Raw genomic sequence first — 25,375 nt, forward strand, 5'->3', positions numbered from 1 at the left:
GTGTGGTGTTGTGTGGAGTGTTGAGTGTGGAGTTGCCGGGCGGGAGCGCCCCGGCCGCCCCTACTTCACCACCAGGTTCACCATCCGGCCGGGCACCACGATAGTCTTTACCACGTTCTTGCCCGCCACGTGCTCGGCAACCTTGGCGTCGGCCAGGGCGGCGTCGATGATGGCCTGCTGCTCGGCGTCGGCGGCCACGGTGATGCGCGCGCGCACCTTGCCGTTGATCTGCACCGGCAGCTCCACCTCGTCGTCCACCAGCCACTTCTCCTCGTGGGCGGGGAAGGGCACGAAGGCGATGGTGCCCTCGTGGCCGAGGCGGGACCACAGCTCCTCCGCGATGTGCGGGGCCACGGGGGAGAGCATGACCGGCAGGTGCTCCACCAGCTCCCGGGGCACCTCGTTGGGGTAGGCCTTGGTGAGGTGGTTGACGTACTCGATGAGCTTGGCCACCACGGTGTTGTTGTGCAGGTGCTCGTAGTCCTCGCGCACCCCGGCGATGGTGCGGTGCAGGGCCTTGAGGTCCTCCTCGGTGGGGGAGGCCTCGGAGACGGTGAGCCGCCCGCTCTCCTCGTCCACGATGAGGCGCCACAGGCGCTGGAGGAAGCGGTGCGCGCCCACCACGTCCTTGGTGGCCCAGGGGCGGGAGGTGTCCAGCGGGCCCATCGACATCTCGTACACGCGCAGGGTGTCGGCGCCGTAGTCCCGGCAGATATCGTCGGGGGCCACGGCGTTCTTCAGGGACTTGCCCATCTTGCCGTACTCCCGCTTCACCCGCTCGCCGCGGTAGAAGAACTCGCCGTCGCGCTCCTCGACCTCCTCGGCGGGCACGTACACGCCGCGGGCGTCCGTGTAGGCGTAGGCCTGGATGTAGCCCTGGTTGAACAGCCTGCGGTACGGCTCCGAGGAGGTGACGTAGCCGAGGTCAAAGAGCACCTTGTGCCAGAACCGCGAGTACAGCAGGTGCAGCACCGCGTGCTCCACGCCGCCCACGTAGAGGTCCACGCCGCCCGGGTCCTGCGGGCCGTGCCGCTCCGGGCGCGGGCCCGTCCAGTAGCGCTCGTTCTCGACGTCGCAGAAGGCCTCGGCGTTGGTGGGGTCGATGTAGCGGAGCTGGTACCAGGAGGAGCCCGCCCACTGGGGCATCACGTTGGTGTCCCGGTAGTAGGTCTGGGGGCCCTCGCCCAGGTCCAGCTCCACCTCCACCCAGTCGCGGACCTTGGCCAGCGGCGGGTGGGGCTCGGAGTCGGCGTCGTTGGGGTCCGCCGCCACGGGCTTGTAGTCGTCCACCTCCGGCAGGTTCACGGGCAGCATGGACTCCGGCAGGGCGTGCGCCACGCCCTGGGCGTCGTACACGATGGGGAAGGGCTCGCCCCAGTAGCGCTGGCGCGCGAAGAGCCAGTCACGCAGCTTGTACTGGATCCGGCCGCGCCCCGCGCCGCGCTCCTCCAGCCAGGCGATGGCGCGGGCGATGCCGGTGGCCTTGTCCGCGCCGTTGAGGTCCAGTCCCTCCTCGTTGGCGGAGTTCACGTGCTCGCCGTCGCCCTCGTAGGCCTGCGCGCTCACGTCGCCGCCCGCGATGACCTCGCGGATGGGCAGGCCAAAGGCCTGGGCGAACTCGTAGTCGCGGGGGTCGTGGGCGGGCACCGCCATGATCGCGCCGGTGCCGTAGCCGGTGAGCACGTAATCCGCGATAAAGACGGGCACGCGCTGCCCGTTGACGGGGTTGACGCCGTAGGCGCCCAGGAACACGCCCGTCTTATCCTTGTTCTCCTGGCGCTCCAGGTCGGACTTGGCGGCGATGTCCGCGCGGTAGGCCGCCACGGCCTCGCGCGGGGTGGCCTGCCCGTAGGTCCAGCGCTCGTCCACGCCCTCGTAGCTGCCGGTGCCGCCCTCCACCAGGGCGTCCACCAGCTCGTGCTCGGGGGCCAGCACCATGTAGGTGGCCCCGAAGAGGGTGTCCGGGCGGGTGGTGAACACGGTGAGGTCGTGGCCCTGGCAGCTAAAGTCCACCTCAGCCCCGCGCGAGCGGCCGATCCAGTTGCGCTGCATGGTCTTGACCTTCTCCGGCCAGTCCACGCGCTCGAGGTCGTCGATGAGGCGGTCCGAGTACGCGGTGATGCGCATCATCCACTGGGAGAGGCGCTTGCGGAACACCGGGAAGTTGCCGCGCTCCGAGCGCCCCTCCGCCGTCACCTCCTCGTTGGCCAGCACGGTGCCCAGCCCGGGGCACCAGTTGACCATCGAGTGGGAGCGGTACACCAGGCGGAAGGCGTCGATCACGCGCTGCCTTTCCAGGGCGTCCAGCTCCGCGTAGGAGCGCCCCTCGAAGCCCTCCGGCAGCGGCATCTCCCCGCTCTCCAGCAGGCCCACCAGCTCCTCGATGCGGCGCGCCTTGCCCTGCTCGGGGTCGAACCAGGCGTTATAGATCTGGAGGAAGATCCACTGCGTCCAGCGATAAAACTCGGGGTCCGTGGTGGCCACGCTGCGGCGGCGGTCGTGCCCCAGGCCCAGCGCCCCGAGCTGGCGCTTCATGTTCTCGATGTTGGCCATCGTGGTGGCGCGCGGGTGCGTGCCGGTCTGGATGGCGTACTGCTCGGCGGGCAGGCCGAAGGCGTCGTACCCCAGCGTGTGCAGCACGTTCTTGCCCAGCGTGCGGTGGAAGCGCGCGTAGACGTCCGTGGCGATGTAGCCCAGCGGGTGCCCCACGTGCAGCCCCGCGCCGGAGGGGTAGGGGAACATGTCCTGCACAAAGAGCTTGTCCTCCGGCAGCGCGGCCCCCTCGGCGGCCAGATCCCCCACCGGGTTGGGGGCGTGGAACGTGCCGCTCTCCTCCCAGTAGCGCTGCCACGATCGCTCGATCTGCGCGGCCAGATCCGCGGTGTAGCGGTGCGGCGGGACGGAGGGGGTTTCGCTGGGATTCGTCATGGTTGAACAGTGTAGTAGGTGGGCGGGACGGCCCGCGCCCCCGCGCCCGGGGCGCCGGGGCCGCCCGGGGCGGAGGGCAAGAGGGCGTCGATACGCGGGCAGGGGAGGACGCGGCCACCCCCTGCCGGATAAAAAAATACCCTCGCGACACCCCCACCCTGTAGCCTCAGTAACACTCTATGTCAAGGCGGCGATTCATTAACGAAAAAACCGCCCGTGATAGCTCACACGACCTCAAAAGGAGGCCATTTTGACTAGCGCACAAGCATCGCAGGAGATCACCGCGCAGGCGCGCAGGCGCGTGCTCTTTGCCACCACCATCGGTACGGCAGTGGAGTGGTATGACTACTTCCTCTACGCCGCCGCCGCGGGCCTGGTGTTCAAGCACCTCTTCTTCAGCGAGGTGGAGGGCGGCCTCGCGCTCATCCTCAGCTACTTCACCATCGGCCTCTCCTTCCTGTTCCGGCCCCTCGGGGCCTTCCTCGCGGGCCACTTCGGGGACCGCTACGGCCGCCGCGTGGTGCTCATGATTACCCTCTTTGGAATGGGCATCGCCACCACCCTCATCGGCGTGCTCCCCACCTACGAGAGCATCGGCATCGCCGCCCCGCTGCTGCTGATCCTGCTGCGCATCATCCAGGGCATCTCCGCGGGCGGCGAGTGGGGCGGGGCGGTGCTGCTCTCCGTGGAGCACGCGCCCACGAACAAGCGCGGCTTCTTCGGCGCCTTCCCCCAGATGGGCGTGCCCGCCGGCCTGCTGCTCTCCTCCGGCGTGCTGGCGCTGATGAGCAACATCGCGCCCGGCGACGCCTTCCTGGAGTGGGGCTGGCGCGTGCCCTTCCTGCTGAGCATCGTGCTGGTGGGCATCGGCTACCTGGTGCGCATGCGGGTGGAGGAGTCCCCCGTGTTCACCGAGATCGAGCAGCGCAAAAAGACCTCCCAGGCGCCCATCGGCGCGCTCTTCCGCACGAGCACCCCGCTGGTGCTCGTGGCCGCACTGCTCTTTGCCGGTAACAACGCCGTGGGCTACATGACCGCGGGCGGGTACGTGCAAAACTACGCCAGCGACCCCGATGGCGCCATCGGCCTCGAGCGCAGCACCGTGCTGTGGGCGGTCACCGCCTCCGCCGTGGCCTGGCTCATCACCACCGGATTCGCCGGGTGGATCTCCGACCGCTGGGGGCGCCGCACCACCTACGTCGTGGGCTACCTGCTGCAGCTCGTGGGCGCGGTATCGCTGTTCCCGCTCATCAACGTCGGCACCCCCGCCATGCTCACGGCGGGCCTGCTGCTGCTCACCGTGGGGCTCGGCCTCACCTACGGCCAGCAGTCCGCCACCTACGCCGAGTTGTTCCCGGCCTCCATGCGCTTCTCCGGCGTCTCCATCAGCTACGCCATCGGCGCCATCCTCGGCGGCGCCTTCGCCCCCATGATCGCCCAGTGGCTCTACGGCACCACCGGCGGCACCGGGGCGGTATCCGCGTACCTCGCCCTCATGACCATCGTGGGGCTGTGCGCCGCGCTCGTCCTGCGGGACCGCACCGGCATTCCGCTGGGGCCGGACCACGAGGAGGAGCAGGCGGTCTCCCCGCTGCGCTTCCACAAGGCATAACAACAAAGGCGGGGCGTATCGACGCCCCCGGGGGGCGGGGAACCCCGCGATACGCAAGGGAAGGCCCGGACCACGGCGCGCAGCGCGTCTCGTGGCCCGGGCCTTCCCGTTTACTCGGGGCCACGCCCCCAGGCGGAGCGCCAGGCGCGATGCCCGGCTAGGCCCTTCCGGCGGGCTCGGCCGCCTCCGTCAGCCCGGCACCCAGATCCTCCCCGCCCGGCTCGCGCTCGGGGAGATCCCCGCGAGCGAACTTGTTGATGATCAGGGCGATGGCGCCGTCCCCGGTCACGTTGGCCGCGGTGCCGAAGGAATCGATGGCGATGTAGGCGGCGATCATCAGCGCCACCTGGTCCTCGCCAAAGCCCAGCATGCTGCTCAGCAGCGCCACCGCCGCCATCACGCCGCCGCCCGGCACGCCGGGGGCCGCGATCATGGTGATACCGAGCATGAAGATGAAGCCCACTGCCAGGCCCACGGACACGTCCATCCCCGCCATGTACACGATGGCGAAGGCAAAGAGCGTCAGCTTCATCATGGAGCCCGCCAGGTGGATCATGGCGCACAGCGGCACCACGAAGCCCGCCACGGAGGAGGCCACGCCGTTACTGCGCACCGCGCGATAGGTCACCGGGATGGTCGCCGCCGAGGAGGCCGTGCCCAGGGCGGTGCCGTAGGCCGGGAGCATGGTGCGCAGCGCCCGCAGCGGGTTGGTGCCCGTGAGCGCCCCCGCGAGGAGGAACTGCAGGATCAGGTACACCAGCGTCATCGCCGTAGCCAGCACCAGCACCTTGCCGAAGGCCACCAGGGTGTCCACCAGGTTGCCGTTCATGCCCAGGTTGAGGAACATGCCGAAGATGAACAGCGGCAGCAGCGGCACGATGAAGGAGCCGACCACCTTCATCACGATCTGTTCCAGCTCCCGGGTGGCGTTGTACAGCCGATCCGCCTTCATCGTGGCCATCGCCACGCCCAGGCAGAAGGCCAGGAGCAGGGCGCTCATCAGCTCCATCGGCGGCGGCATCTCCACCGTGAAGTACGGGGAGAGCGCCCCCGCCTCGATGTCCGAGACCCCCGTGTCCAGGCGCTCCCCGGACAGCAGGCGCGGATACACCCCGCGCGCCACGCCGTAGGCCAACAGGCCGGAGAGGATGGTGGAGGCGTAGGCCACGGCCGTGGTGATGGCCAGCCACTTGCCCGCGCCCCGCCCCAGGCCCGCGATAGCGGGCGTGATGAGCGCGAAGATCAACACGGGCACGAAGAATCCCAGGAACTGAGAGAACAGCCCGTTGAAGGTGATAAAGATCCTGGCCAGCGCCTCCGGGAGGAAGAAGCTACACGCAATGCCGAGGATGATCGCCATGATCACCCGCGCGAGCAGGGAGGAGGCCATGCGCTTGATGTCCATGCGGTCCTGCGCTTTCTACTATCGACGGCGGGGCGCCGGACGCGCCGAGCGCGCTCGCGCGCCTCCACGCCACCGGGAAAACGCCCCAGGTAAGCCGTTAGATTACAAGATCGCGCGGGCGGGGCGATAACTGTTGGACGGAAGGAAAGCGTTTGTCTACCCCCACGCGGGACGGACGCGCGACGAGGCCCCCGGCGGCGGGCGTCGGGGGCCTCGTGGGTGCTCACCGCGTCGCGGCGAGCGTCGGGCCGTGCGGCCCGGGGGAGACTACTTGCGGGCGTCGCCCTCGGCGTCGGTGGCCACGCCGTCGGTCTCGATGCGCTCCTTCTTCAGCTCCTCGGACACGCGCTGGGTGTCGGTGACCTGCTCCTTCTGCAGGGCCACCTTCTCCTTGGCCACGGTGTCCTTGGACACGTTCACGCGCTCCTCGTGCAGGATCACGGAGGCCTCGTCGTCAGTGAGGGCCTGGCCGTCCACCTGCTCGTCGCCGGTCAGCGGGGTGCGCACCACGCGCACCTCCTCGCGGCTGACGGGCACGTCCACCGTCTCGGTCTCCGTGACCACGAACTTGCGCAGGCGGGCCTCGCCGGTCTGGACGTTCTCCTTGGAGACGTTCAGCTCCTCCTCGGAGCGGACCAGGCTGCCATCGTCCGCGGCGGCCTTCTTCTCCGTGCGGGCGGCGTCCTGCGCGCCCTTGGTGTCCGTGGTGTTCGCGGCACCGGCAACGTCGGTGCGGGCGGTCTCGGTGCGGGCCGCCTCCTCGCGGGCGCCGCCGCGCGGGGCGGGAGCCTCGTAGATGTCCTGGTACTCCGCCGTGCCGACGCCGTAGTGCTGGTTCAGCTCATCCTGGTTGGCGGTGGTCAGGGAGGAGTCGGAGTCGAAGTCCGGGGCGTCCTTGATGAGGTCCTTGGCGAAGGCCAGGCGCAGCTCGCCGCCCTCGAAGGTGGCGCCACGCAGGGGCACCAGGGAGGAGCTCAGGCCGAAGAGCCCGTGGTTGACCTCGACGAAGGTCGGCTTGCCGGAGTTGTCGTCCAGGAAGATCTCCTTGACGCTGCCGAGCTTATCGCCCTTGCTGTCATACGCGGTGGCGTCGAAGAGTTCGGCGATATCCTTCTTAGTGCTCATGTTTTGTCCTTTCATAACTAACACGTTCAATCCAAAATCCGAGTAACCATCTTTCCTCTCGGACACCTTTAACGGTATCAGCACCGAGACGCGATCACCACGAAAATATCGCCATGTTACGGGCCGGTAACGGATAAATTTTTCCGCCAGCGGGATTTTAGTTTAGCCGAAAAACACCGATCTAGCTGGTGCTATATCAAATCCGAGCGCGCGGGGTCGGAGGATACTGCAATGCTCCTCCAATGCATATGCCAGGAGAAGGTTATTAGATTGTTACCACATATTTTCGCGTTTTCCGCCCAGATGGGGCGCCCCGGCGTCGCCGCGCGTCCCCCGAGCCCCGTTGTATGGCCTTTATCGCCCGGAAAAACAAGGGAAAGAAAAAGGCGCGCTACTCCTCGCCAAAGAGCCACGTCACCAGCACCGCGCCCGGATCGATCACCCCGCGGGAGGCTTCGCCCACGTAGGAGGCCCGTCCCTTCCTCGCCACCGCCTCCCGGGTGCGCTCCGCGCCCGCCACGGCGGCGCGGTACGCCTCCCGCAGCAACCCGCCCTCCGCGTCCTCGCCCCGCTCCGCCACCCGTGCGGCGGCCTCCGCCGCGGGCTGGAGGGCGTCGAGAAGCGTGCCGTCGCCGGGGCGCGCGCCGCCGAGCTCCCGGATCGCGGCGCACCCGCGCTCCAGTCCCCGGGCCAGGCCGGAGGGGGAGGGGTCCCGCTCCGCCGCCCGCGCAAGCTCGCGGAAGAGCGTGCCCAGCACCGCGCCCGAGGTCCCGCCCGAGCGGACGAGGAAGCGGCGCGAGAGCCCGGCGAACACCGCGGCGTCCGGGCCGCGCAGGGGCAACCGCACGTCCCCCAGGGCGGCCTCCATGTTTGCGCCGAAGTCCCCGTCCCCCGCCAGCCGATCCAGCTCCGTGAGCCGCCCGGCGCCCTCCTGCACGCGCCGCACGAAGGCGCTCAGCCACGCGTTCTCCTCCCCCTCGGCGGGCAGTGCATCCTCCGCGCTCAGCACCGCCGGGGCGTAGCGGGGCCGACGGCCCAGGGCGTGCGGCCAGGCGGGGGCGGTGGTGGGGGCGTCGAGAAGCCTCACGACCTCCTCCGTGGCGCGGGTCAGCGTGAGGGAGGCCCCGGCCATGGTCAGCAAGGTGACGAAGTTGCCCACGAGGCTGCGGCGCACGGTCACCCCGCGCCCCTCCAGCCAGGCGAGCGCCTGCCCGAAGAGCAGGTGCAGCTCCAGCAGGGAGGTGCCTCCCAGCCCGTTGACCAGCAGGATCACCTCCTCGCCTGCGCCCAGGCGCAGGTCCTCGGCCACCTCCGCGAGCAGGCGATCCACGATCTCCGAGGCGGGCGCGGCCTGATCCCTGACCACGCCGCGCTCGCCGTGGATGCCCACGCCCACCTCCATCTGACCCTCCTCCAGGTCGAAGGTCCGCGCCCCGCTCGCGGGCAGGTGCCCCGGGGCCAGGGCCACCGCCATGCTGCGGGAGTTATCGGCCACCCACTGCGCGACGTCCGCCACGGCGTCCAGGTCATCCCCGCGCCACGCGGCGGCCCCGGCCACCTTCTCCACCAGCAGGGTGGCGGCGGTGCCCCTGCGGCCCGGCCCCTCGTCCCCGGGGGCGGTGGCCACGTCCTCGGCCACCCGGAAGTTCATCACGTCGCCGGTGTAGTTCTTCACCACGTGCAGCACCCCGGCGCCCCGGTCCGCCCACCGCGTGGCCTCGGTGATCTGCACGGCGTTGGGGGAGGTAAAGACCAGCCCCGGGCACACCGCACTGAGCATGCCCTCGCCCAGGAAGCCCGCGTGCAGGGGCTCGTGCCCGGAGCCGCCGCCGGAGACCACCGCCACGCGGGGGCCGGGATCGGCGGGCGCCTCCGGGCCGGGCGCTGCCGGGCGATCGACGAGGGCGACGAAGCCCCGCTCGTCCCACCGGGCCTGGGGGTGCGCGGCGACGAGCCCGCCCAGGGCCTCGGGCAGGAAATCGGCGGGGGAGTTGCGGAAGGAACGCGGTGTGCTCATGCCCCCGAGGGTAGCCGCCGCGCCGGAGAGGCGGCGGCATAAAATAGAACGCATGATCTTTGGCATCGTCCTGCTCGTCCTCGGCCTCATCCTTACCGTCATCGGCGGCCTCGCCTGGGCGGCAAAGCTCCCCGGCAACGGGGTGGTGGGCATCCGCGTGCCGGAGGTGCGCAAGAGCCGCGACCTCTGGGTGCTGGCTCACCGCATCGCCGGGCCCTTCTGGACCCTCGGCGGCGTGGCCCTCCTCTTCGGCGCCTGCTTCGCCTTCATCGCCCAGGGGTGGCTGTGGGTTCTTCCCGTGCTCACCCTCCTCATCGCCCTCGTCGCGGTGGGGGCGGGGGCCGGGCAGGCCGCGCACGCCGTGGCGGCGATCGACGCCCGCCGCATGATCGAGGCCGAGACCGGCGGCCCCAAGCCCGCCGTGGACGTGGACGCGCTGCGCCGCGCCGCCCGGGCCTCGGACCGCTGAGGCCCGCCGAGGTCCGCCGAGAACCCCGAGGCCCGCTGGGGCCCAGTGCGCGGCCTCCGGGGGCGGCGCATTTTATTTGTTGCCTATTACCTGCACCACTGGGTAGGATGGCGGTGTGACCTTGAGCATTTCTTCCTCTTTTCAGTGGTGGTGGCACGCTTCGTAGCGGGCCGTCACCCTCATACACGATCAGGCTCGCGGGCTTCCCAGGGAAGCGGCGGGCCTTCGGTGTATCCGGGTCCGCCTCACCACAGGGCCACCACAGAACCACGGAAAACGCCGAAAGGATGAAAGCACATGACGAATAACCACCAGGGTGCCCCCTCCCTTATAGAACGTAATGTTACGTATCACGAGGACGCCTCCGCCCTCTTCCGCGCCCTCGGCGGGGTCGGCTCGGAGGACGCCGCGCTCCTGGAGAGCGCGGACATCTCCACCCGCTCCGGCATCAGCTCCCTTGCGGTGCTTCATTCCTCCCTGCGCCTCACCTGCCGGGGCGAGCGCGTGGAGATCACCCCGCTGAGCCCCTCCGGGGAGATCCTGGCCGAGCGCCTTGGCGAGGAGCTGTCCGCCTACCGCGACGGGGCCGGGGAGGGCGCCTTCCTCTTTCCCCCCTCGGCCGCCGCGGAGGAGGGGGAGCGCCTCACCGCCGTGAGCACGGTGGAGCCGCTGCGCCGCCTCGTCGAGCCCCCCGGCTACCCGGAGGGCCTGCCTCTGCTCGTGGGCGGCTTCGCCTTCGATTACCTGGGCACCTTCGAGGATCTGCCCGCCGTGGGGGATTCCCTGAACACCTACCCGGACTACCAGTTCCACCTGGCCGAGGTGCTGCTGGACATCAACCACCGCGAGCGCACCGCCACCCTCCGCGCGATCGCCGCCCCCGGACACGAGGAGGGGGTGCGGCGGCGCGTCGAATCGCTGGCCGAGTCCATCGCAGCGTTTCACGTGAAACATCGCCCCCCGCCGGGGGAGCCGGACGGCGCGCTGCAGGTCCAGGCCGAGCCCACGGACGCGGACTTCCGCGCCCAGGTGGGGGAGATGAAGCGGCACATCGAGCGCGGCGATGTGTACCAGGTGGTGCCGTCCAGGACCTTCACCGCCCCCTGCACGGACGCCTTCGCCGCCTACCTCCACCTCCGGGCCACCAACCCCAGCCCCTACATGTTCTACGTGCAGGGCGTCTCGGGCGACGGCCGCCCCTTCGAGCTGTTCGGGGCGTCGCCCGAGTCCAACCTCAAGTACGAGGCGGCCGACCGCACCCTTCAGCTCTATCCCATCGCGGGCACCCGCCCACGCGGTCTGCGGCCGGACGGTTCCGTCGATCACGAGCTGGACATACGAAACGAGCTGGCCATGCGCACGGACGCCAAGGAACTCTCGGAACACACCATGCTCGTGGACCTCGCCCGCAACGACCTCGCCCGCGTGGCGCAGACCGGGACGCGGCGGGTGGCCGACCTGCTCCAGGTGGACCGCTACTCCCGCGTCATGCACCTCATCTCCCGCGTCACCGCCCGCCTCGCGCCCGGGCTCGACGCCCTGGACGCCTACCGCGCCTGCATGAACATGGGCACGCTCACCGGCGCTCCCAAGCTGCGGGCCACCGAGCTGCTGCGCGGCGTGGAGAAACAGCGGCGCGGCTCCTACGGGGGCGCCGTGGGCTACCTGCGCGGGGGAGGGGACATGGACACCTGCATCGTGATCCGCTCCGCCTTTGTCCAAGACGGCGTGGCCGTGGTGCAGGCCGGGGCCGGCGTGGTGCGGGACTCGGACCCGCAGGCCGAGGCCGACGAGACCCTGCACAAGGCCTATGCCGTTCTGCACGCCCTGGCGCTCGCCGCCGGAAAGACCGTGGAGGTGATCCGATGAATCCCGCGCACATCGTCCTCGTGGACAACCACGATTCCTTCGTCTACAACCTCGTGGACGCCCTGCGCGCCGGGGGGCACCGCTGCACGGTGTTCCGCAACTCGGTGCCCACGGCGGAGGTCCTCGCCGCCCGCCCGGACCTCCTGGTCCTCTCGCCCGGGCCCGGGCACCCGCGCGAGGCGGGCACCATGATGGAGACCCTGGCGCGCGCACTCGACCTCGGCGTGCCCACCCTCGGCATCTGCCTGGGGTTCCAGGCCCTCCTGGAGCACTTCGGCGGCAGCGTGGTGCCCTGCGGCCCGGTGCACGGCACCACGGACGTCATGCGGCTGACGTCGGCCGCCGCAGACTCCGGCATCTTCCACGGACTGACCATCGACGCCGAGCCCGACCACCCCGAGCGGGAGGGGCGCGCCGTGCCCGTGGCGCGCTATCACTCCCTCGGCTGCACCGCCGCGCCGGAGGGGATGGAGGCCCTGGGGTGGTCGGACTCCCGCATCGGCGAGGTGATCATGGCCGCCCGGTGCACCGACCGCCCCGCGATCGGCCTCCAGTTCCACCCGGAGTCCGTACTCAGCCCCAGCGGCCCGATCCTGCTCGACCGCCTCATCTCCCACCTCCTCACCCACCGGAAGGAAGCAGCGTGACCAGCCCCGAAGCCCTGCGCAACCTCATCGCCTACCTGGACGAGCCTCGCCCCACCGCGGAGCAGGCGCAGGAGGTCTTTACGCCCCTCACCGTGGGGGAGTACGACGACGTCCACATCGCCGCGCTCCTCACGGCCATCCGCACGCGGGGAGAAACGCGCGCGGACCTCCTTGGCGCGGCCCGCGCCTTCCTCGCCGCCGGGCGGCCCTTTCCCATCACCGGCAGGGGCATCACCGATACCGCCGGAACCGGGGGAGACGGCCTCAACACCATCAACATCACCACCGGGGCCTCCCTCATCGCGGCCGCGGGCGGGGTCCCGATGGTCAAGTGCGGGAACCGCTCCGTGTCCTCCGCCTCCGGCTCCGCGGACGTCCTGGAGGCCATGAACATCCCGCTTGACCTCGACCCCGACCGGGCGGTGCGGCAATTCGAGGCCTCGCGCTTTACCTTCCTCTTCGCCCCCGCCTACCACCCGGCCATCGCGCACGTACAACCCGTGCGCCGCGCCCTGAAGATACCCACCATCTTCAACACCCTCGGCCCGGTGCTCTCCCCGGCCCGCCCGGAGTTTCAGATCATGGGCGTGGCCCAGCCCCGCCTGGGCCGCATGCTGGCCGAGGTGTTCCGGGAGCTGGGCCGCACCCGGGCCCTGGTGGTGCACGGCTCGGGGGCGGACGAGATCGCCGTGTGGGGCCCCACGCAAGTGTGGGAGCTCACCCCCTCGGGCGAGATCGAGGAATACACGCTCCGCCCGCAGGACATGGGCCTGGGCACCCACGCGCTCGACGCCCTGGTGGGCGGCGACGCCCGGGAGAACGCCCGCCACCTCTACGCGGCCTTCGAGGGCACCGGGCCCGCCGCGCACCGCGACGCCCTCGCGGCCTCCGCCGGGGCCATGTTCTACGTCTCCGGTCACGCCCCGAGCGTCCGCGAGGGCGTGGAGCGCGCCCTGACCACGATGAGCGAGGGGACCGTCAGCCGGTGGCTGCGCACCCACGAGGAGGCCAACTATGCCCGCTAAGATGCCCACCGTCCTGGAGGGGATCGTGGCCGCCCGCCGCGCGCGCCTCCCGGAGATCCGCGCGCGCATCGCCCACGTGGATCCCGCGCGGCTCGCCCCCTCCACGCGCTCCCTCTACCACCACCTCGGCGGGGGAGAGGAGGGGGGCGCCGCGCGCACCAACCGCTTCATCATGGAGTGCAAGTCCTCCTCGCCCTCCCTGGGCACGATCCGGGAGCGCTACGAGCCGGGCGAGATCGCCGCGGTGTATTCGCGCTACGCCTCCGGGATCTCGGTGCTGTGCGAGCCGGAGCGCTTTGGCGGGGACTACGACCACCTGGCCACCGTGGCCGCCAGCACCCACCTGCCGGTTCTGTGCAAGGACTTCATCGTGGACCCCGCGCAGGTCCACGCCGCCCGGTACTTCGGTGCGGACGCGATCCTGCTCATGCTCTCCGTCCTCGACGACGTCGACTACACGAACCTCTCCGCCGAGGCGCGCCTCCTGGGCATGGACGTGCTCACGGAGGTCATCGACGAGGAGGAGGTGGCGCGCGCGCTGCGGCTGGGGGCACGGATCGTGGGCATCAACCACCGCAACCTCCACGACCTCTCCATCGACCTCTCCCGGTCCGGGCGCCTGGCCGCGCTCCTTCCCCCGGAGGTCGTGGTGGTCTCCGAGTCCGGCATCCGGGATCGCCGCGCCGTGACGCTGCTGGGGGAGCACTCGCACGCCTTCCTCGTGGGCTCCCAGCTCACCGGGCAGCCGGACGTCGACCGGGCCGCCCGCCGCCTGGTGTTCGGGGAGAACAAGGTGTGCGGGCTCACCCGGCCCTCCGCCGCCCAGGCCGCCCGCGCCGTGGGCGCCGCGTACGGCGGTCTCATCTTCGAGGAGGGATCGCCGCGCAACGTTTCACGTGAAACGACGCTCTCCATCGCGGCCGCCGAGCCGGGACTCGACTACGTGGCCGTGTCCCGCCGGACCTCCGGCTGGGGGGAGCTGCTCGACGGCCTCCCCGTGGCCGCCGCACAGGTGCACGCCCCCAACCTGGGAAGCGTGGACGAGGAGGAGCGGCTGCTCCGCGAGATCCGCGCGGACCTCGACGCCCACGGGCTCGAGAGCGTGCGCCTCTGGCGCTCCGTCTCCATGACCTCCGCCGGGGGACCCGACCTGGCCCGGGGGCTTTCCCGCCTGATCGAAGAGGGGCCGCTCGACCGGCTCGTGCTCGACTCCGGCTCCGGCGGATCCGGGCAGGCCTTCGACTGGTCCCTGATCCCCGAGGCCGCCCGCTCCCGCAGCCTCCTGGCCGGGGGGATAGGGCCCGACAACCTCGCCGCCGCCCTCCGCGTGGGCTGCGACGGCGTGGACCTCAACTCCGGCGTGGAATACGGGCCCGAGGCCGGGGCCTGGACGGGGGAGAAGGACGCCTCAGCCCTGCGCCGCTGCTTCGACATCATCCGCGCGCACGGCGATCACGGGGACCACGGCCCGCACAGCACCCACGATCCCGCTCCCTCCCACGAAAGGACATAACCCCATGACCTCTTCCCACCCCCTCCTCCCGGCGTACTTCGGGGAGTTCGGCGGGCAATTCGTCCCGGAGTCCCTCATCCCGGCGCTCGACCAGCTCGAGAGGGCCTTCGTGGACGCCCTGGCGGACGAGGCGTTCATGGAGGAGTATCGCGGGCTGCTCCGCGATTACCTCGGGCGCCCCACCCCGCTCACCGAGTGCCGCAACGTTCCACGTGAAACATCCGGCGGATCCGCCGACACCGCCCGGGTGCGGATCTTCCTCAAGCGCGAGGACCTGGTGCACGGCGGCGCGCACAAGACCAACCAGGTGATCGGCCAGATCCTGCTGGCCAAGAAGATGGGCAAGCGGCGCATCATCGCGGAGACCGGCGCGGGCCAGCACGGCACGGCCACCGCCCTGGCCTGCGCACTCCTGGGCATGGAGTGCGTGATCTACATGGGCGCCAAGGACGTGGAGCGTCAGCAGCCTAACGTGTACCGGATGCGGCTCCACGGCGCCACCGTGGTGCCCGTGGACACCGGCTCCGGCACGCTCAAGGACGCCGTGAACGAGGCCCTGCGCGACTGGACGGCCACCTTCCACGAGTCCCACTACCTGCTGGGCACCGCCGCCGGACCGCACCCGTTTCCCACCATCGTCAAGGAGTTTCACCGCGTAATCTCCCAGGAGGCCAAGGCCCAGATACTCGAGCGCACCGGCTCCCTGCCGGACGTGGTGGTGGCCTGCGTGGGCGGCGGCTCCAACGCCATCGGCATGTTCGCGGAGTTCCTCGACGAGCCCTCCGTGGAGCTGGTGGGCACCGAGGCCGCGGGCGAGGGGATGGACTCGGGCCGCCACGGCGCCACCATCAACAACGGGCAGGTGGGCATCCTCCACGGGGCGCGCTCCTACCTCATGCGCACCGCGGAGGGGCAGGTGGAGGAGTCCTATTCCATCTCGGCCGGGCTGGACTATCCCGGCGTGGGGCCCGAGCACGCCCACCTCTCCGCCACCGGCAGGGCCCGCTACGTGGGCATCACCGACGCCGAGGCCCTGGAGGCCTTCCAGATCCTGGCCCGCCGCGAGGGCATCATCCCGGCCCTGGAGTCCTCCCACGCCTTCGCCTACGCCCTGAAGCGCGCCCGCTCCGCGCAGGAGGAGGGCCGGGACCTGACCATCCTGGTCTCCCTGTCAGGGCGCGGAGACAAGGACGTGGATCACGTCCGCCGCACCCTCGACGCCCACCCCCAGCTCGTATTGGAGGACAACTAATGAGCCGCTTTGACACCCTCTTCTCCCGCCTCCGCGAGGAGGGGGCCTTCGTGCCCTTCCTCATGCTGGGCGATCCCTCCCCGGAGGATTCCCTGGAGATCGTGCGGGCGCTCGTCGCCGCCGGGGCGGACGCCCTGGAACTGGGCGTGCCGTTCTCCGACCCGGTGGCCGACGGCCCCACCATCCAGGCGGCCCACGTCCGCGCGCTGGCCGGGGGAGCGAGCCTGGAGGGCTCCCTGGCGCAGATCCGGGCCATCCGCGAGGAGTTTCCCCGCCTGCCCCTGGGCATGCTGGTGTACGGCAACGTGCCCTTCGCCCGTGGGCTGGACGCCTTCTACCGGGAGTTCGCGGAGGCCGGGGCCGACGCGATCCTGCTCCCCGACGTACCCGTGCGCGAGGGCGGGCCCTTCATCAAAGCCGCCGAGCGCGCGGGCATCGACCCCGTGTTCATCGCCCCGCCGCAGGCCGCGGAGGCGGTGCTGGAATCCGTGGCCGCCCACTCGCGCGGCTACATCTACGCGGTGTCCCGCGACGGCGTCACCGGCACCGAGAAGCAGTCGCGCACCGTGGGACTGAAGGAGGCGGTGGAGCACGTCGCGCGGTTCGGCGGCGCCCCCATCCTGCTGGGCTTCGGCATCTCCCGCCCGGAGCACGTCCGGGCGGCCATGCAGGCCGGGGCGGCGGGGGCCATCACGGGCTCGGCCATCACGAAGATCGTCGAGGGGCACTGCGTGCCGGACGAGTCCCGGCCCTCGCGCTCCGAGCACGGGGTGCCGGCGTCCCGGGTGGGGGACCGGGCGGCGCTGCGGGCGGAGCTGGAGGAGTACGTACGCGAGATGAAGCGGGCAACACTGTGACGTAAGTTTTCTTAGGCTCCGCTTGCTTTCCCGGCGGGGAAGGACGGCGCATACTGGGGTGCATGGTCGATTCCCCGCTTCTCCCCTGCAGCCGCCGCCTCTTCCTCGCCGGCAGCGCCACCACCCTCGCCGGAGCGCTCCTCGCCGCCTGCGGCTCGAGCCCCACCGAGGAGGTCGCCGCCACCGACGTGCCCGTGGGCAGCGCCGTGATCGTGGGGGACTTCATCGTCGCGCAGCCCACCGAGGGGCAGTACCGCGCCTACTCCACCACCTGCCCGCACCAGAGCAGCAAGATCACCGAGGTGGAGGGGGACACGGTGCGCTGCCCCGCGCACAACTCCGTGTTCTCCCTCAAGGACGGGTCCGTGGTGGAGGGGCCCGCGCGGGCTCCCCTCACCGAGGGATCCGCGGAGCAAAACGGCGCGCAGGTGCGCGCGAGCCTCTAAAATCCGCAGGATGAGCCTACTCAAGCGCCAAGACCCCCTCATCTTCCTCATCCTCGCGGCCGTGGTGGTGGCCATCCTCGCCCCGGCCCAGGGCTCCTTCGCGGAGGCCTTGTCCGCCGCCACATCGGTGGCCATCGCCGTGCTGTTCTTCCTGTACGGCGCCCGCCTGTCCGCGCAGGAGGCGCTGCGCGGCCTGAACAACTGGCGCCTGCACCTGCTCATCCTGGGCTGCACCTTCGTGGTGTTTCCGCTCATCGGCCTGGGGCTTCGGCCCCTCACGCTCTTCCTGCCGCAGGACCTCTACCTGGGTATCCTGTATCTCACCCTGGTGCCCTCCACCGTGCAGTCCTCGGTGGCCTTTACCTCCATCGCCCGGGGCAACGTGGCGGGGGCCATCGTGGCGGCCTCGGTGAGCAACCTCGCCGGGGTGTTCCTCACCCCGCTCCTGGTGTTCGCCCTGATGAACAGCCAGTCGGGCCTGCGCATCGACGCCTCGGTGTTCCTCGACATCGCGCTCCAGCTACTCATCCCGTTCCTCCTCGGGCAGGTCGCGCGCCGCTGGGTGGGGGGCCTCGCGGCGCACAGGGCCACCAAGATCGTGGATCGCGGCTCCATCACGATGGTGGTGTACTCGGCCTTCTCCGCCGGGGTGGTGGAGGGGGTGTGGGCCACCACCTCCGCCCCGGAGGTGGTGTTTCTCATCCTCCTCTCCGTGGCCCTCGTGGCCCTCATGCTGTGGCTGACCAAGGCGGGCGCGCGGCGCCTGGGCTTCGGGCGGGGGGACGCCCTTGCGGCGCAGTTCTGCGGCACCAAGAAGTCCCTCGCCTCGGGCCTGCCCATGGCCTCCGTGATGTTCGGCGGGGGCGGGCTGGGCCTGCTGATCCTGCCGCTGATGATCTTCCACCAGGTTCAGCTCATGATGTGCTCCTGGCTGGCGGCGCGCTACGCGCGCCAGGATCCTTCGGCATAGGGCCGGGGGAGGGGCGGCTACAATGGCGGCAATGAACTCCTCGCTTTTCCTTCGCACCACCCTCACCGTGCCCGGTGCCGGCACGGCCGTGCACGTGGCGGAGCTGCACCCGCTGGACGCCCGCCGGTGCCGCCTGGCGCGCATCGTCGAGGTCGATCCCGAGGGGCGCCCCACCGGGGCGGCGGCGGGGGACCGCCACTACGGGATGGCCACGCCGCCGCAGGCCATCGTCCCGCACCCCGATACCTACGGGGACTTTCCCGACGTGTCCGCCGAGCGGATCGACGCGGAGGAGTTCGGCCGCCTCTGGGCCACGGCCGTGGCGGCGTTCCCGGGGCTCGACACCTAGGGTCCGGCCTCAGAACACCGCGTTGACCAGGATCATGTAGGCGGCGGTGCCCGCCAGGATGGACAGCCCCGCCTGCCGCCGCCAAACGTGGAGGCCCAGCGTCAGCGCCCCGGCCAGCAGGGCCGCCCCCACGCCACCGGGGGCGTGGGCCTGCCCCGCGATGGTGTACACCACCAGCACCACCATCACGCCCACCGGCATGGTCATGCCCAGGGTGCCCATGAAGTGGCTGCGGCGCAGCATCCTCTTCGCGCTATAGGGGAACTGGCGCAGCAGCACCGTCACCAGCGCCACCGGGACCAGCACCGCCGCGACGTCGGCCAGCGCGATTCCCTCCGGCAGCCCTGCGCTCACGAGCCTTCCCCCGAGCCCAGACGAAAGCGCAGCACCAGGATCAGGAAGTACAGCACCAGGGCCACCATGAGCATCTGCCCGGGCACCAGCACGGCGCTGGCCACGGCGAGCGCCGCCGCCACGGCCGGGAGAAACACATCCCGATTGTTGCGGAAGGCCTCCCACCCCAGCACGATGAACAGGGCGGTCAGCGCAAACTCCATGCCGGTCACATCCGGGGGAATGACCTGCCCCACGAGGGCCCCGACGACGCCGGGCAGCACCCAGAGCGCCTGGCACAGCGCCTGGATGGTGAGCACCCTCGCCCCGCCGAGGGAGCCGGGCGGGTGGGAGGAGGCCACGGCGTAGGACTCGTCGGTGAGCGCGTAGGTGGAATAGGCCCGGCCGGCGCGGCCCCGGACGGCCTCACGCGGGAAGGTCAGGCCGTAGAAGATGTGGCGGAAGTTCACCATGAGCCCCGTGACGGCGGCGGAGAGGGGGCCGATGCCCGCCGAGACGAGGCTGATCGCCAGGAACTCCATGGACCCGGCGTAGATCACCACGGAGAACACCGGGGTCCACCACCAGGCGTACCCGGACTGCACCATGAGCATGCCGAAGGCCAGGCCCAGGGGGATCAGGCCGAGGCCCACCGTCCACGTGTCCGCGATCCCGGCCCGAACCTCCCGCCATGTTTCACGTGAAACATGCACTAGTTCTCTCCCGCGTCCACCGGGTAGGTGGAAAAGAGCGGCAGGGGCATGGGCTGCCTGCGCATCACCTCCGACCACAGATCGGAGCGCCCCGGCGCCACCACGTCCGCGGGCAGGGCGGGGGCCACGTACCAGTCCCCGCGCTCGATCTCCTCCAGGAGCTGGCCCGGGCCCCACTCCGCGTAGCCCGCAAAGAGCCGCATGCCCTCCAGGTCGCCGCGCAGCGCCTCCGGCTCCGCGCGCAGATCCACCATCGCCAGGCGGTTGGCCAGGCGGTTGAGGTAGGGGTGCGCCTCCACCTCCACGCCCTGGGCGGGCACGCCCACGCCCACCACGGACTGCTGCTGCAGCGGGCCGCCGATGTACAGCGCCTGGGGCTTGGCCACCAGCTCCACCCACTCCGGCATGACGTTGTGCACCGCCACGTCGCTGCGCGAGGCCAGGTTCACGCCAAAGGTCAGGGCGTCGTTGTGCTCGATCACCAGCACCACCGAGCGGGCAAAGCCCTCCGATTCCATGCCGGGGGCCGCCACCAGCAGCATCCCCGGAGCGGGATCGTTGCGCTCCAGGGCGTTGAACAATCGATCCGCGTAGTACTCCTCGGCCACGGGCCGTCTCCTTCCACCGCTCGTTACTTCTGACGCGCCCACCATTCCCGCAGCGCGGCAATGGCCTCCGGGCGCTCCATCGGTCCGCGCTCCAGGCGCAGCTCCTTGAGGTAGGCCCAGGCGCGCCCCACCTCCGGCCCGGGCCGCAGGCCCAGGATCTCCATAATCTCGTTGCCGTCCAGGTCCGGGCGCACCCGCGCCAGGTCCTCCTTGGCCTGGATCTCCTCGATTCTTTCCTGGAGGTGATCGTAGTGGGCACGCAGCCGGGCCGCCTTCTTTTTATTCCGCGTGGTGCAGTCGGCACGGACCAGCTTGTGCAGGCGGGGCAGGAGGGGACCGGCGTCGGTGACGTAGCGGCGCACGGCGGAGTCCGTCCACTGGCCCTCGCTGAAGCCGTGGAAGCGCATGTGCAGGAACACGAGCTGGCTCACGTCTCCCACCATCTGCTTGGAATACTTCAGCGCGCGCAGGCGCTTGCGCACCATCTTCGCGCCCACCACCTCGTGGTGGTGGAAGGTCACCCCGCCGCCCGGCTTGGCGGCGCGGGTGGCGGGCTTGCCCACGTCGTGCAGCAGGGCCGCCCAGCGCAGCACCAGGTCCGGGCCCTCATCGGACTCCTCCTGGTCCATCGCCTGCCGCAGCACCGTCATCGAGTGGGCGTACACGTCCTTGTGCTGCAGGTGCTCGTCCGGGGTGAGGTGCAGCCCGGCGACCTCCGGGAAGACGATCTGCGCGATGCCGGTGCGCACCAGCAGGTCCCAGCCCGCCTCGGGGCGGGCCCCGGCCATCAGCTTGTCCAGCTCGGTGCGCACCCGCTCGGCGGTGATGCGCCGGATCTCCCCGGCCATCTCACGCATGGCTGCCTCCACCCGCTCGGCCACCCGCACCCCGAGCTGCGCCACGAAGCGCGCGGCGCGCAGCATGCGCAGGGGGTCGTCGGCAAAGGACTGCTCCGGGGCGGCGGGGGTGTCCAGCTCGCCGGCGCGCAGGGCGGCGAAGCCGTCCATCGGATCGTGGAAGCGGCCCTCCACCCCACCCGCGCCGGGGAGCAGCTCCACCGCCATAGCGTTGAGGGTGAAGTCGCGCCGCACCAGATCGCCCTCCAGGGTGTCGCCAAAGCACACCTCGGGGTTGCGCGAGACGCCGTCGTAGGAGTCGGAGCGGAACGTGGTGATCTCGATCTGCTGGCCCGCCTTCTCCGCGGAGACCGTGCCGAACTCGATGCCGGTGTCCCACACCGCCGGGGCGTACCCCTCAAGGATCTCCTTGATCACGGCGGGCCGGGCGGAGGTGGTGAAGTCGAGGTCGTGCCCCAGGCGGTCCAGGAGGGCGTCGCGTACGGAGCCCCCCACGAGGTAGAGGGATTCTCCCCGCTCGGCAAAGGCCCGCACCAGGTCCGAGAGCACCGGGCCGAGCTCCCGCACCGACCGCTGCGCCCGCGCCAGCATCTCCGCTTCCGAGGGTTCGTGAGGTTCGTGGGATTCCTGGAGTTTCACCCGCATGATTCTACCTTCCTCCTTATTATCCGTCGCCCGGCCTCGCTCCGGAATACCGCCGACCGCCCCGAACGGATACCATCTAGATGATGAGCGAAAAGGACGAGCGCGCGAGCCGGGCGGGCGCGGCAGGCGGGACCGGCACTCCCGGCAACCGCCGCAAGCGACGCCGCCGCGGCGGGCGCGGTCGGGGCGGGCGGGGCCGCCAGGAACACAACGCCGCGCGGCGTTCCTCAGAGGAATCCGGCGCCAGCAGCACCGGTAGCACCGGCGGATCGGGGTCGCAGCGCCCCGCCTCCGGCGCAAGCCCCCAGGGCGCCAAGGCTGAATCCAATAAGGCGTCCAATAAGTCCCATGAGGCCAAGGGCTCCGAGAAGAACGAGGCCAAGCAGCCGGGTCAGCGCCGCAGGCGCCGCCGCCAGGGTGCCCAGGGAGGGGCCAAGGGCGGGCGCGGCGGGCGTCGCGGCAACCGGGGGGGCAGGCGCACCGCCCGCTCCGGCCAGCGCGGCGGGCGTCGCGGCAACCCCCGCCGGAGCGCGGAGGCCTCGCACTTCGAGACGCGCCGCGAGACGTCCGCCGGCGGCCTCGTGGTCTCCGGCCTGGCCGAATCCGTGCGGCCCGACGGCAGCGTGGACCTCTCCCGCCTGTACGTGGCCCTCATCGGCCGCCTGGATCGCCGGGGGCGCCTGCTGTGGTCCATGCCCAAGGGCCACGTGGAACCCGGCGAGGACCACCGCAGCACCGCGGAGCGCGAGGTGTGGGAGGAGACCGGCATCAGCGGCGAGGTGTTCCAGGAGCTCGGCGTGATCGACTACTGGTTTGTCTCCGAGGGCGTGCGGATCCATAAGACGGTGCACCACCACCTGCTGCGGTACGTGGACGGCTACCTCAACGACGAGGACCCGGAGGTCACCGAGGTCGCCTGGATTCCCGTGCATCAGCTCATCGAGCACCTGGCCTACGCCGACGAGCGCAAGCTCGCCCGCGTGGCGCACGACGTCCTGCCCGGCCTCGCCCGCGCGGAAAAACAGGAGGGGAGGCGCACCCCGCGATGATCGTCCCGGAGCGCCGCCGCGACCGCGCGCTGCTGCGGCCGCTGAGCCTGGCCGCCACCGCGGGAACCCTCGCCCTCCACCTCGCGCTGCCCGCCGCCCAGGCGGACGTGCTGCCGCTCTCGCCCACCTCGGAGGCCTCCCGGGACGCCTGGGTCAACCCGCTGGTGCGCGCGGGGGAGGAGGAGAGCCCGGTGCGGGTGGAGCTGCTCTCCGTCGAGGACGGGCCCGGGGCCCACCTGCGCCCCGGGGAGGAGCTGCGCCTGCGCGTGCGGGTGCGCAACGTCTCCGAGGACGCGGTGGCGCAGCCCGCGCTGCAGGTGCGGCGCGGGGCGGAGGTCTCCACCGTGGCCGAGGCCCGCCAGGCCCTGGCCCTCGATGTCGGCTCGTACCCCCAGGCCCTCGCCCCGGTCTCGGTGGGAGCTTCCCTGCGGCCGGGGGAGGAGCGCACCGTCGAGCTGCGGGCCGCCACGGGGGCGGACGGCCTGGGCCTGGCGGCCGACGCCGCCTACCCCGCGATGGTGGCCGCCTCCGGCCTGATCGACGGCGTGGCCCGGGACTTCGGCTCCGAGCGCCTGGTGGTGGACACGCTGACCGCCCGGGGCACCAACGACGCGAGCCGCGCGGCGTCGGACGCTGAGGCCTCGGGGGCCGAGGAGGCCTCAGCAACCCCCGACCCCCAGGGGATCTCCCTGCTCTATCCGCTCTCCGAGCCCGCGCACGTGGCGCCGGGGGAGACCGGCGAGGCCCCGGAGGCCGCGCCGCTGCTCCTCGAGGACGATTCCCTGGCCAGCTCCCTGGCCTCCGGCGGGCGCCTGCATTCCCTGCTCACGGCCTACGAGCGCGCCATCGCCTCCTCCGAGGTGGCGGGCTCCACCTGCCTGGCCCTCGATCCCGCGCTCATCAGCATCGTGGATCGCATGCAGGAGGGCTACTCGGTGGTGTCCCCGGACTACCAGCGCCACCACCAGGGCAGCCCTGCGCGCCGTCTGCGCGATAGCTGGGGGGCCGGCTCGCAGGAGGAGCGGCGCAGCCCCGGCGCGGGCACCCAGGCCGCGCAGTCGTGGCTGCACCGGCTGCGCGGGGTGGCCGAGCAGCACTGCGTGGTGGCCCTGCCGTGGGCCAACGCGGACCTCAACGCCGTGCAGCGCACCGCCAACCCCTGGCTCATGCGCGAGGCCCTGCAGCGCGGCCAGGAGGTGATCGCCCGGGTGGTGGGGGCCGCCCCCCAGCGTGGGGTGGTGATCCCCGACTCCGGCTACGTCTCCGAGGCCACGGCGGCCTCCCTGGGCTGGGCGGGGCAGGACGGCACCCCGGAGGAGGCCTGGGAGGCTGCGCCCTCGGCGGCCCCTGAGTCCCCAACATCGCGCCCACCCCGGCAGGGCTCGGGCTCCACCCTGGATTCCCCCTCCCTGCCGGATAGCCCCACGGCAAACCAGCCCCACGCCCCGCAGCACCCGGTGTCCGTGCTGGTGGCGGACAACACGGTATGGTCCGCGCCGGAGGCGGGCCGCTTTGCCCAGATCCACTCGGGCATCCGGGCGGTCACCTACCCGGCGTCCCTGTCCGCCACGCTGGCGGCCACGGGGAGCGATCCCGCCACGGTGGGCTACTCCAACCCGGAGGGGCGCTTCGACCCCAACCTGGATTCCGCGCTGGCCCGGCGGCTCACCGCCGCGGCGGCGGTGCGGCTGGCCACGGAGGAGTCCCGCGACGCGCGGGAGCCCATGCTCATGGTCCCGCCCGCCGGGCTCGACGCCGCCGTGGGCACCATGCTCCTGGAGGAGCTGGAGTCCGCCCTGAGCGAGGGCCGGGCCCGCCCCATGAGCCTGAGCGCCTACCTGAGCCCCAGCGAGGAGCAGGAGAGCGATCTGCGCGCCGTGGCCCAGGCCGCACAAGCCGCGCAGACGGCGCAACAGGGGTCTCCGGACGGCGCGCCTCGGCTGGGCGCCCCCTTCCTCGACCCCGCCGTGTACAGCGACGCCGAGGTGCTGCGCACCACGCAGCAGGCCAACTACACGGACGACCTGACGGGCCTCATGGTCAACGACCCCGGCATCGCGCTGACCCGGTACGCCTTCACCGCGCCGCTGCGTCAGGACCTGCTGGCCGCGCTGAGCACCACCCGCCGCCGCGGCATGGCGGGCTTTTCCGACGCCGTGGCGGACACCTCGCGCCGCCTGGAGGGCAACCGCGAGGTGCTTCAGGAGCTGCGCGGCTCGGTGACCCTGCTGCCCCCCGGCAACGTGTACACCCGCACCTCGGACTCCTCGCCGCTGCTCATCGTGGCCAAGAACGGCCTGCCGCTGCCCGTGGACGCCACGATGCGGTATCACACGGAGCAGGAGGCCACGATCACCGTGCCCCGGAACCTGCGCATCCCGGCCCGGGGCTCCATCACCGTGCAGATGACGGCGGACATTCCCGGGGCGGACGATCAGGCCCAGATGGACCTGTGGCTGGCCTCCTCGGACGGCTCCGCCATCTCGTCCCCCGTGCGCATCGCGGTGAACACCAGGGCGGGGCTGGTCAAGACCTCGGCCCTCATCGCGGGCCTGGGCGGGCTGCTGGTGGCGGGGACGCTGTTCCGCCTGGGCAGGCGCCGCCGGGGCGGGCGGGCGCGCGGAGATTAAGAACTAATTACATCCCGCTCCCCAGGGCCGTGTCAGTTTCCTTTCACGGGTGTCAG

21 protein-coding genes are annotated in these 25,375 nt (G+C 71.3%); 13 read left to right on the forward strand and 8 right to left on the reverse strand.

The annotated features are described in order from the left end of the window. Positions 1-60: 60 nt before the first annotated feature. Positions 61-2,928, reverse strand: coding sequence for a leucine--tRNA ligase (leuS, locus tag B140_RS0104265; protein WP_018118115.1), 2,868 nt, complete (start codon positions 2,926-2,928; stop codon positions 61-63). 250 nt (positions 2,929-3,178) lie between these two features. On the opposite strand from leuS, the gene B140_RS0104270 reads away from it, so the two are divergent. Beyond that, positions 3,179-4,540 (forward strand): MFS transporter, encoded by a 1,362-nt coding sequence (locus tag B140_RS0104270; protein WP_211208144.1) that lies wholly within the window; start codon positions 3,179-3,181, stop codon positions 4,538-4,540. A 157-nt stretch (positions 4,541-4,697) separates the two neighbouring features. Here B140_RS0104270 and B140_RS0104275 read toward each other — a convergent pair whose 3' ends face one another. From B140_RS0104275 to B140_RS0104285, 3 genes are all read right to left on the reverse strand, one after another. Next, complete coding sequence (locus tag B140_RS0104275) at positions 4,698-5,945, reverse strand: dicarboxylate/amino acid:cation symporter (RefSeq protein WP_018118117.1); 1,248 nt, start codon at positions 5,943-5,945, stop codon at positions 4,698-4,700. Between the two features lie 267 nt (positions 5,946-6,212). Next, the gene (locus B140_RS0104280) at positions 6,213-7,070 is read right to left on the reverse strand and encodes a DUF2382 domain-containing protein (RefSeq protein WP_018118118.1); all 858 of its coding nucleotides are present in this window, start codon (positions 7,068-7,070) and stop codon (positions 6,213-6,215) included. A gap of 391 nt (positions 7,071-7,461) precedes the next feature. After that, complete coding sequence (locus tag B140_RS0104285) at positions 7,462-9,087, reverse strand: dihydroxyacetone kinase family protein (protein ID WP_026165987.1); 1,626 nt, start codon at positions 9,085-9,087, stop codon at positions 7,462-7,464. Between the two features lie 52 nt (positions 9,088-9,139). On the opposite strand from B140_RS0104285, the gene B140_RS0104290 reads away from it, so the two are divergent. The 10 genes from B140_RS0104290 (at position 9,140) to B140_RS0104335 (ending at position 18,484) form a co-directional block, all read left to right on the forward strand. Beyond that, positions 9,140-9,556, forward strand: a complete 417-nt coding sequence (locus B140_RS0104290) for an SdpI family protein (protein WP_018118120.1) — start codon at positions 9,140-9,142, stop codon at positions 9,554-9,556. A gap of 297 nt (positions 9,557-9,853) precedes the next feature. Continuing rightward, positions 9,854-11,425, forward strand: a complete 1,572-nt coding sequence (locus B140_RS0104295) for an anthranilate synthase component 1 (protein ID WP_018118121.1) — start codon at positions 9,854-9,856, stop codon at positions 11,423-11,425. Beyond that, positions 11,422-12,072, forward strand: a complete 651-nt coding sequence (locus tag B140_RS0104300) for an anthranilate synthase component II (protein ID WP_018118122.1) — start codon at positions 11,422-11,424, stop codon at positions 12,070-12,072. Before B140_RS0104295 ends, B140_RS0104300 begins: the two co-directional genes overlap by 4 nt. Then, positions 12,069-13,097 (forward strand): anthranilate phosphoribosyltransferase, encoded by a 1,029-nt coding sequence (gene trpD / locus B140_RS0104305; protein WP_018118123.1) that lies wholly within the window; start codon positions 12,069-12,071, stop codon positions 13,095-13,097. The genes B140_RS0104300 and trpD overlap by 4 nt, the downstream gene beginning before the upstream one ends. Further along, a complete protein-coding gene (trpCF, locus tag B140_RS11950) occupies positions 13,087-14,610 on the forward strand; it encodes a bifunctional indole-3-glycerol-phosphate synthase TrpC/phosphoribosylanthranilate isomerase TrpF (RefSeq protein WP_018118124.1) in 1,524 nt (507 codons plus the stop codon). Before trpD ends, trpCF begins: the two co-directional genes overlap by 11 nt. 4 nt (positions 14,611-14,614) lie before the next feature. After that, the gene (trpB, locus tag B140_RS0104315) at positions 14,615-15,862 is read left to right on the forward strand and encodes a tryptophan synthase subunit beta (RefSeq protein ID WP_018118125.1); all 1,248 of its coding nucleotides are present in this window, start codon (positions 14,615-14,617) and stop codon (positions 15,860-15,862) included. Then, on the forward strand, positions 15,862-16,719 hold the full coding sequence (gene trpA / locus B140_RS0104320; RefSeq protein WP_018118126.1) for a tryptophan synthase subunit alpha: 858 nt from the start codon (positions 15,862-15,864) through the stop codon (positions 16,717-16,719). The genes trpB and trpA overlap by 1 nt, the downstream gene beginning before the upstream one ends. 62 nt (positions 16,720-16,781) lie before the next feature. After that, positions 16,782-17,165, forward strand: a complete 384-nt coding sequence (locus tag B140_RS0104325) for a Rieske (2Fe-2S) protein (protein WP_018118127.1) — start codon at positions 16,782-16,784, stop codon at positions 17,163-17,165. Positions 17,166-17,175: 10 nt separating this feature from the next. Then, a complete protein-coding gene (locus B140_RS0104330) occupies positions 17,176-18,135 on the forward strand; it encodes a bile acid:sodium symporter family protein (protein ID WP_018118128.1) in 960 nt (319 codons plus the stop codon). 31 nt (positions 18,136-18,166) lie between these two features. Continuing rightward, positions 18,167-18,484 (forward strand): hypothetical protein, encoded by a 318-nt coding sequence (locus B140_RS0104335; RefSeq protein ID WP_018118129.1) that lies wholly within the window; start codon positions 18,167-18,169, stop codon positions 18,482-18,484. Positions 18,485-18,493: 9 nt separating this feature from the next. Here the strand turns inward: B140_RS0104335 and B140_RS0104340 are convergent, their stop codons facing one another. From B140_RS0104340 to B140_RS0104355, 4 genes are read right to left on the reverse strand one after another with little or no spacing between them, the layout of a single operon-like run. Next, positions 18,494-18,838: an AzlD domain-containing protein gene (locus B140_RS0104340; protein ID WP_018118130.1), complete on the reverse strand. Its 345-nt coding sequence runs from the start codon at positions 18,836-18,838 to the stop codon at positions 18,494-18,496. After that, positions 18,835-19,530: an AzlC family ABC transporter permease gene (locus B140_RS0104345; protein WP_026165988.1), complete on the reverse strand. Its 696-nt coding sequence runs from the start codon at positions 19,528-19,530 to the stop codon at positions 18,835-18,837. The genes B140_RS0104340 and B140_RS0104345 overlap by 4 nt, the downstream gene beginning before the upstream one ends. Continuing rightward, complete coding sequence (locus B140_RS0104350) at positions 19,530-20,183, reverse strand: YqgE/AlgH family protein (RefSeq protein WP_051069241.1); 654 nt, start codon at positions 20,181-20,183, stop codon at positions 19,530-19,532. The genes B140_RS0104345 and B140_RS0104350 overlap by 1 nt, the downstream gene beginning before the upstream one ends. After that, complete coding sequence (locus B140_RS0104355; protein WP_026165989.1) at positions 20,162-21,640, reverse strand: CCA tRNA nucleotidyltransferase; 1,479 nt, start codon at positions 21,638-21,640, stop codon at positions 20,162-20,164. The genes B140_RS0104350 and B140_RS0104355 overlap by 22 nt, the downstream gene beginning before the upstream one ends. A gap of 83 nt (positions 21,641-21,723) precedes the next feature. Between B140_RS0104355 and B140_RS0104360 the strand changes: the two genes are divergently transcribed. Both B140_RS0104360 and B140_RS14305 read left to right on the forward strand, forming a co-directional pair. Next, the gene (locus B140_RS0104360) at positions 21,724-22,689 is read left to right on the forward strand and encodes an NUDIX hydrolase (RefSeq protein WP_026165990.1); all 966 of its coding nucleotides are present in this window, start codon (positions 21,724-21,726) and stop codon (positions 22,687-22,689) included. Further along, positions 22,686-25,319, forward strand: a complete 2,634-nt coding sequence (locus B140_RS14305) for a hypothetical protein (RefSeq protein ID WP_018118135.1) — start codon at positions 22,686-22,688, stop codon at positions 25,317-25,319. The genes B140_RS0104360 and B140_RS14305 overlap by 4 nt, the downstream gene beginning before the upstream one ends. Positions 25,320-25,375 lie beyond the last annotated feature (56 nt).

It is taken from the genome of Corynebacterium mastitidis DSM 44356 (assembly GCF_000375365.1).
Lineage (GTDB): Bacteria > Actinomycetota > Actinomycetes > Mycobacteriales > Mycobacteriaceae > Corynebacterium > Corynebacterium mastitidis.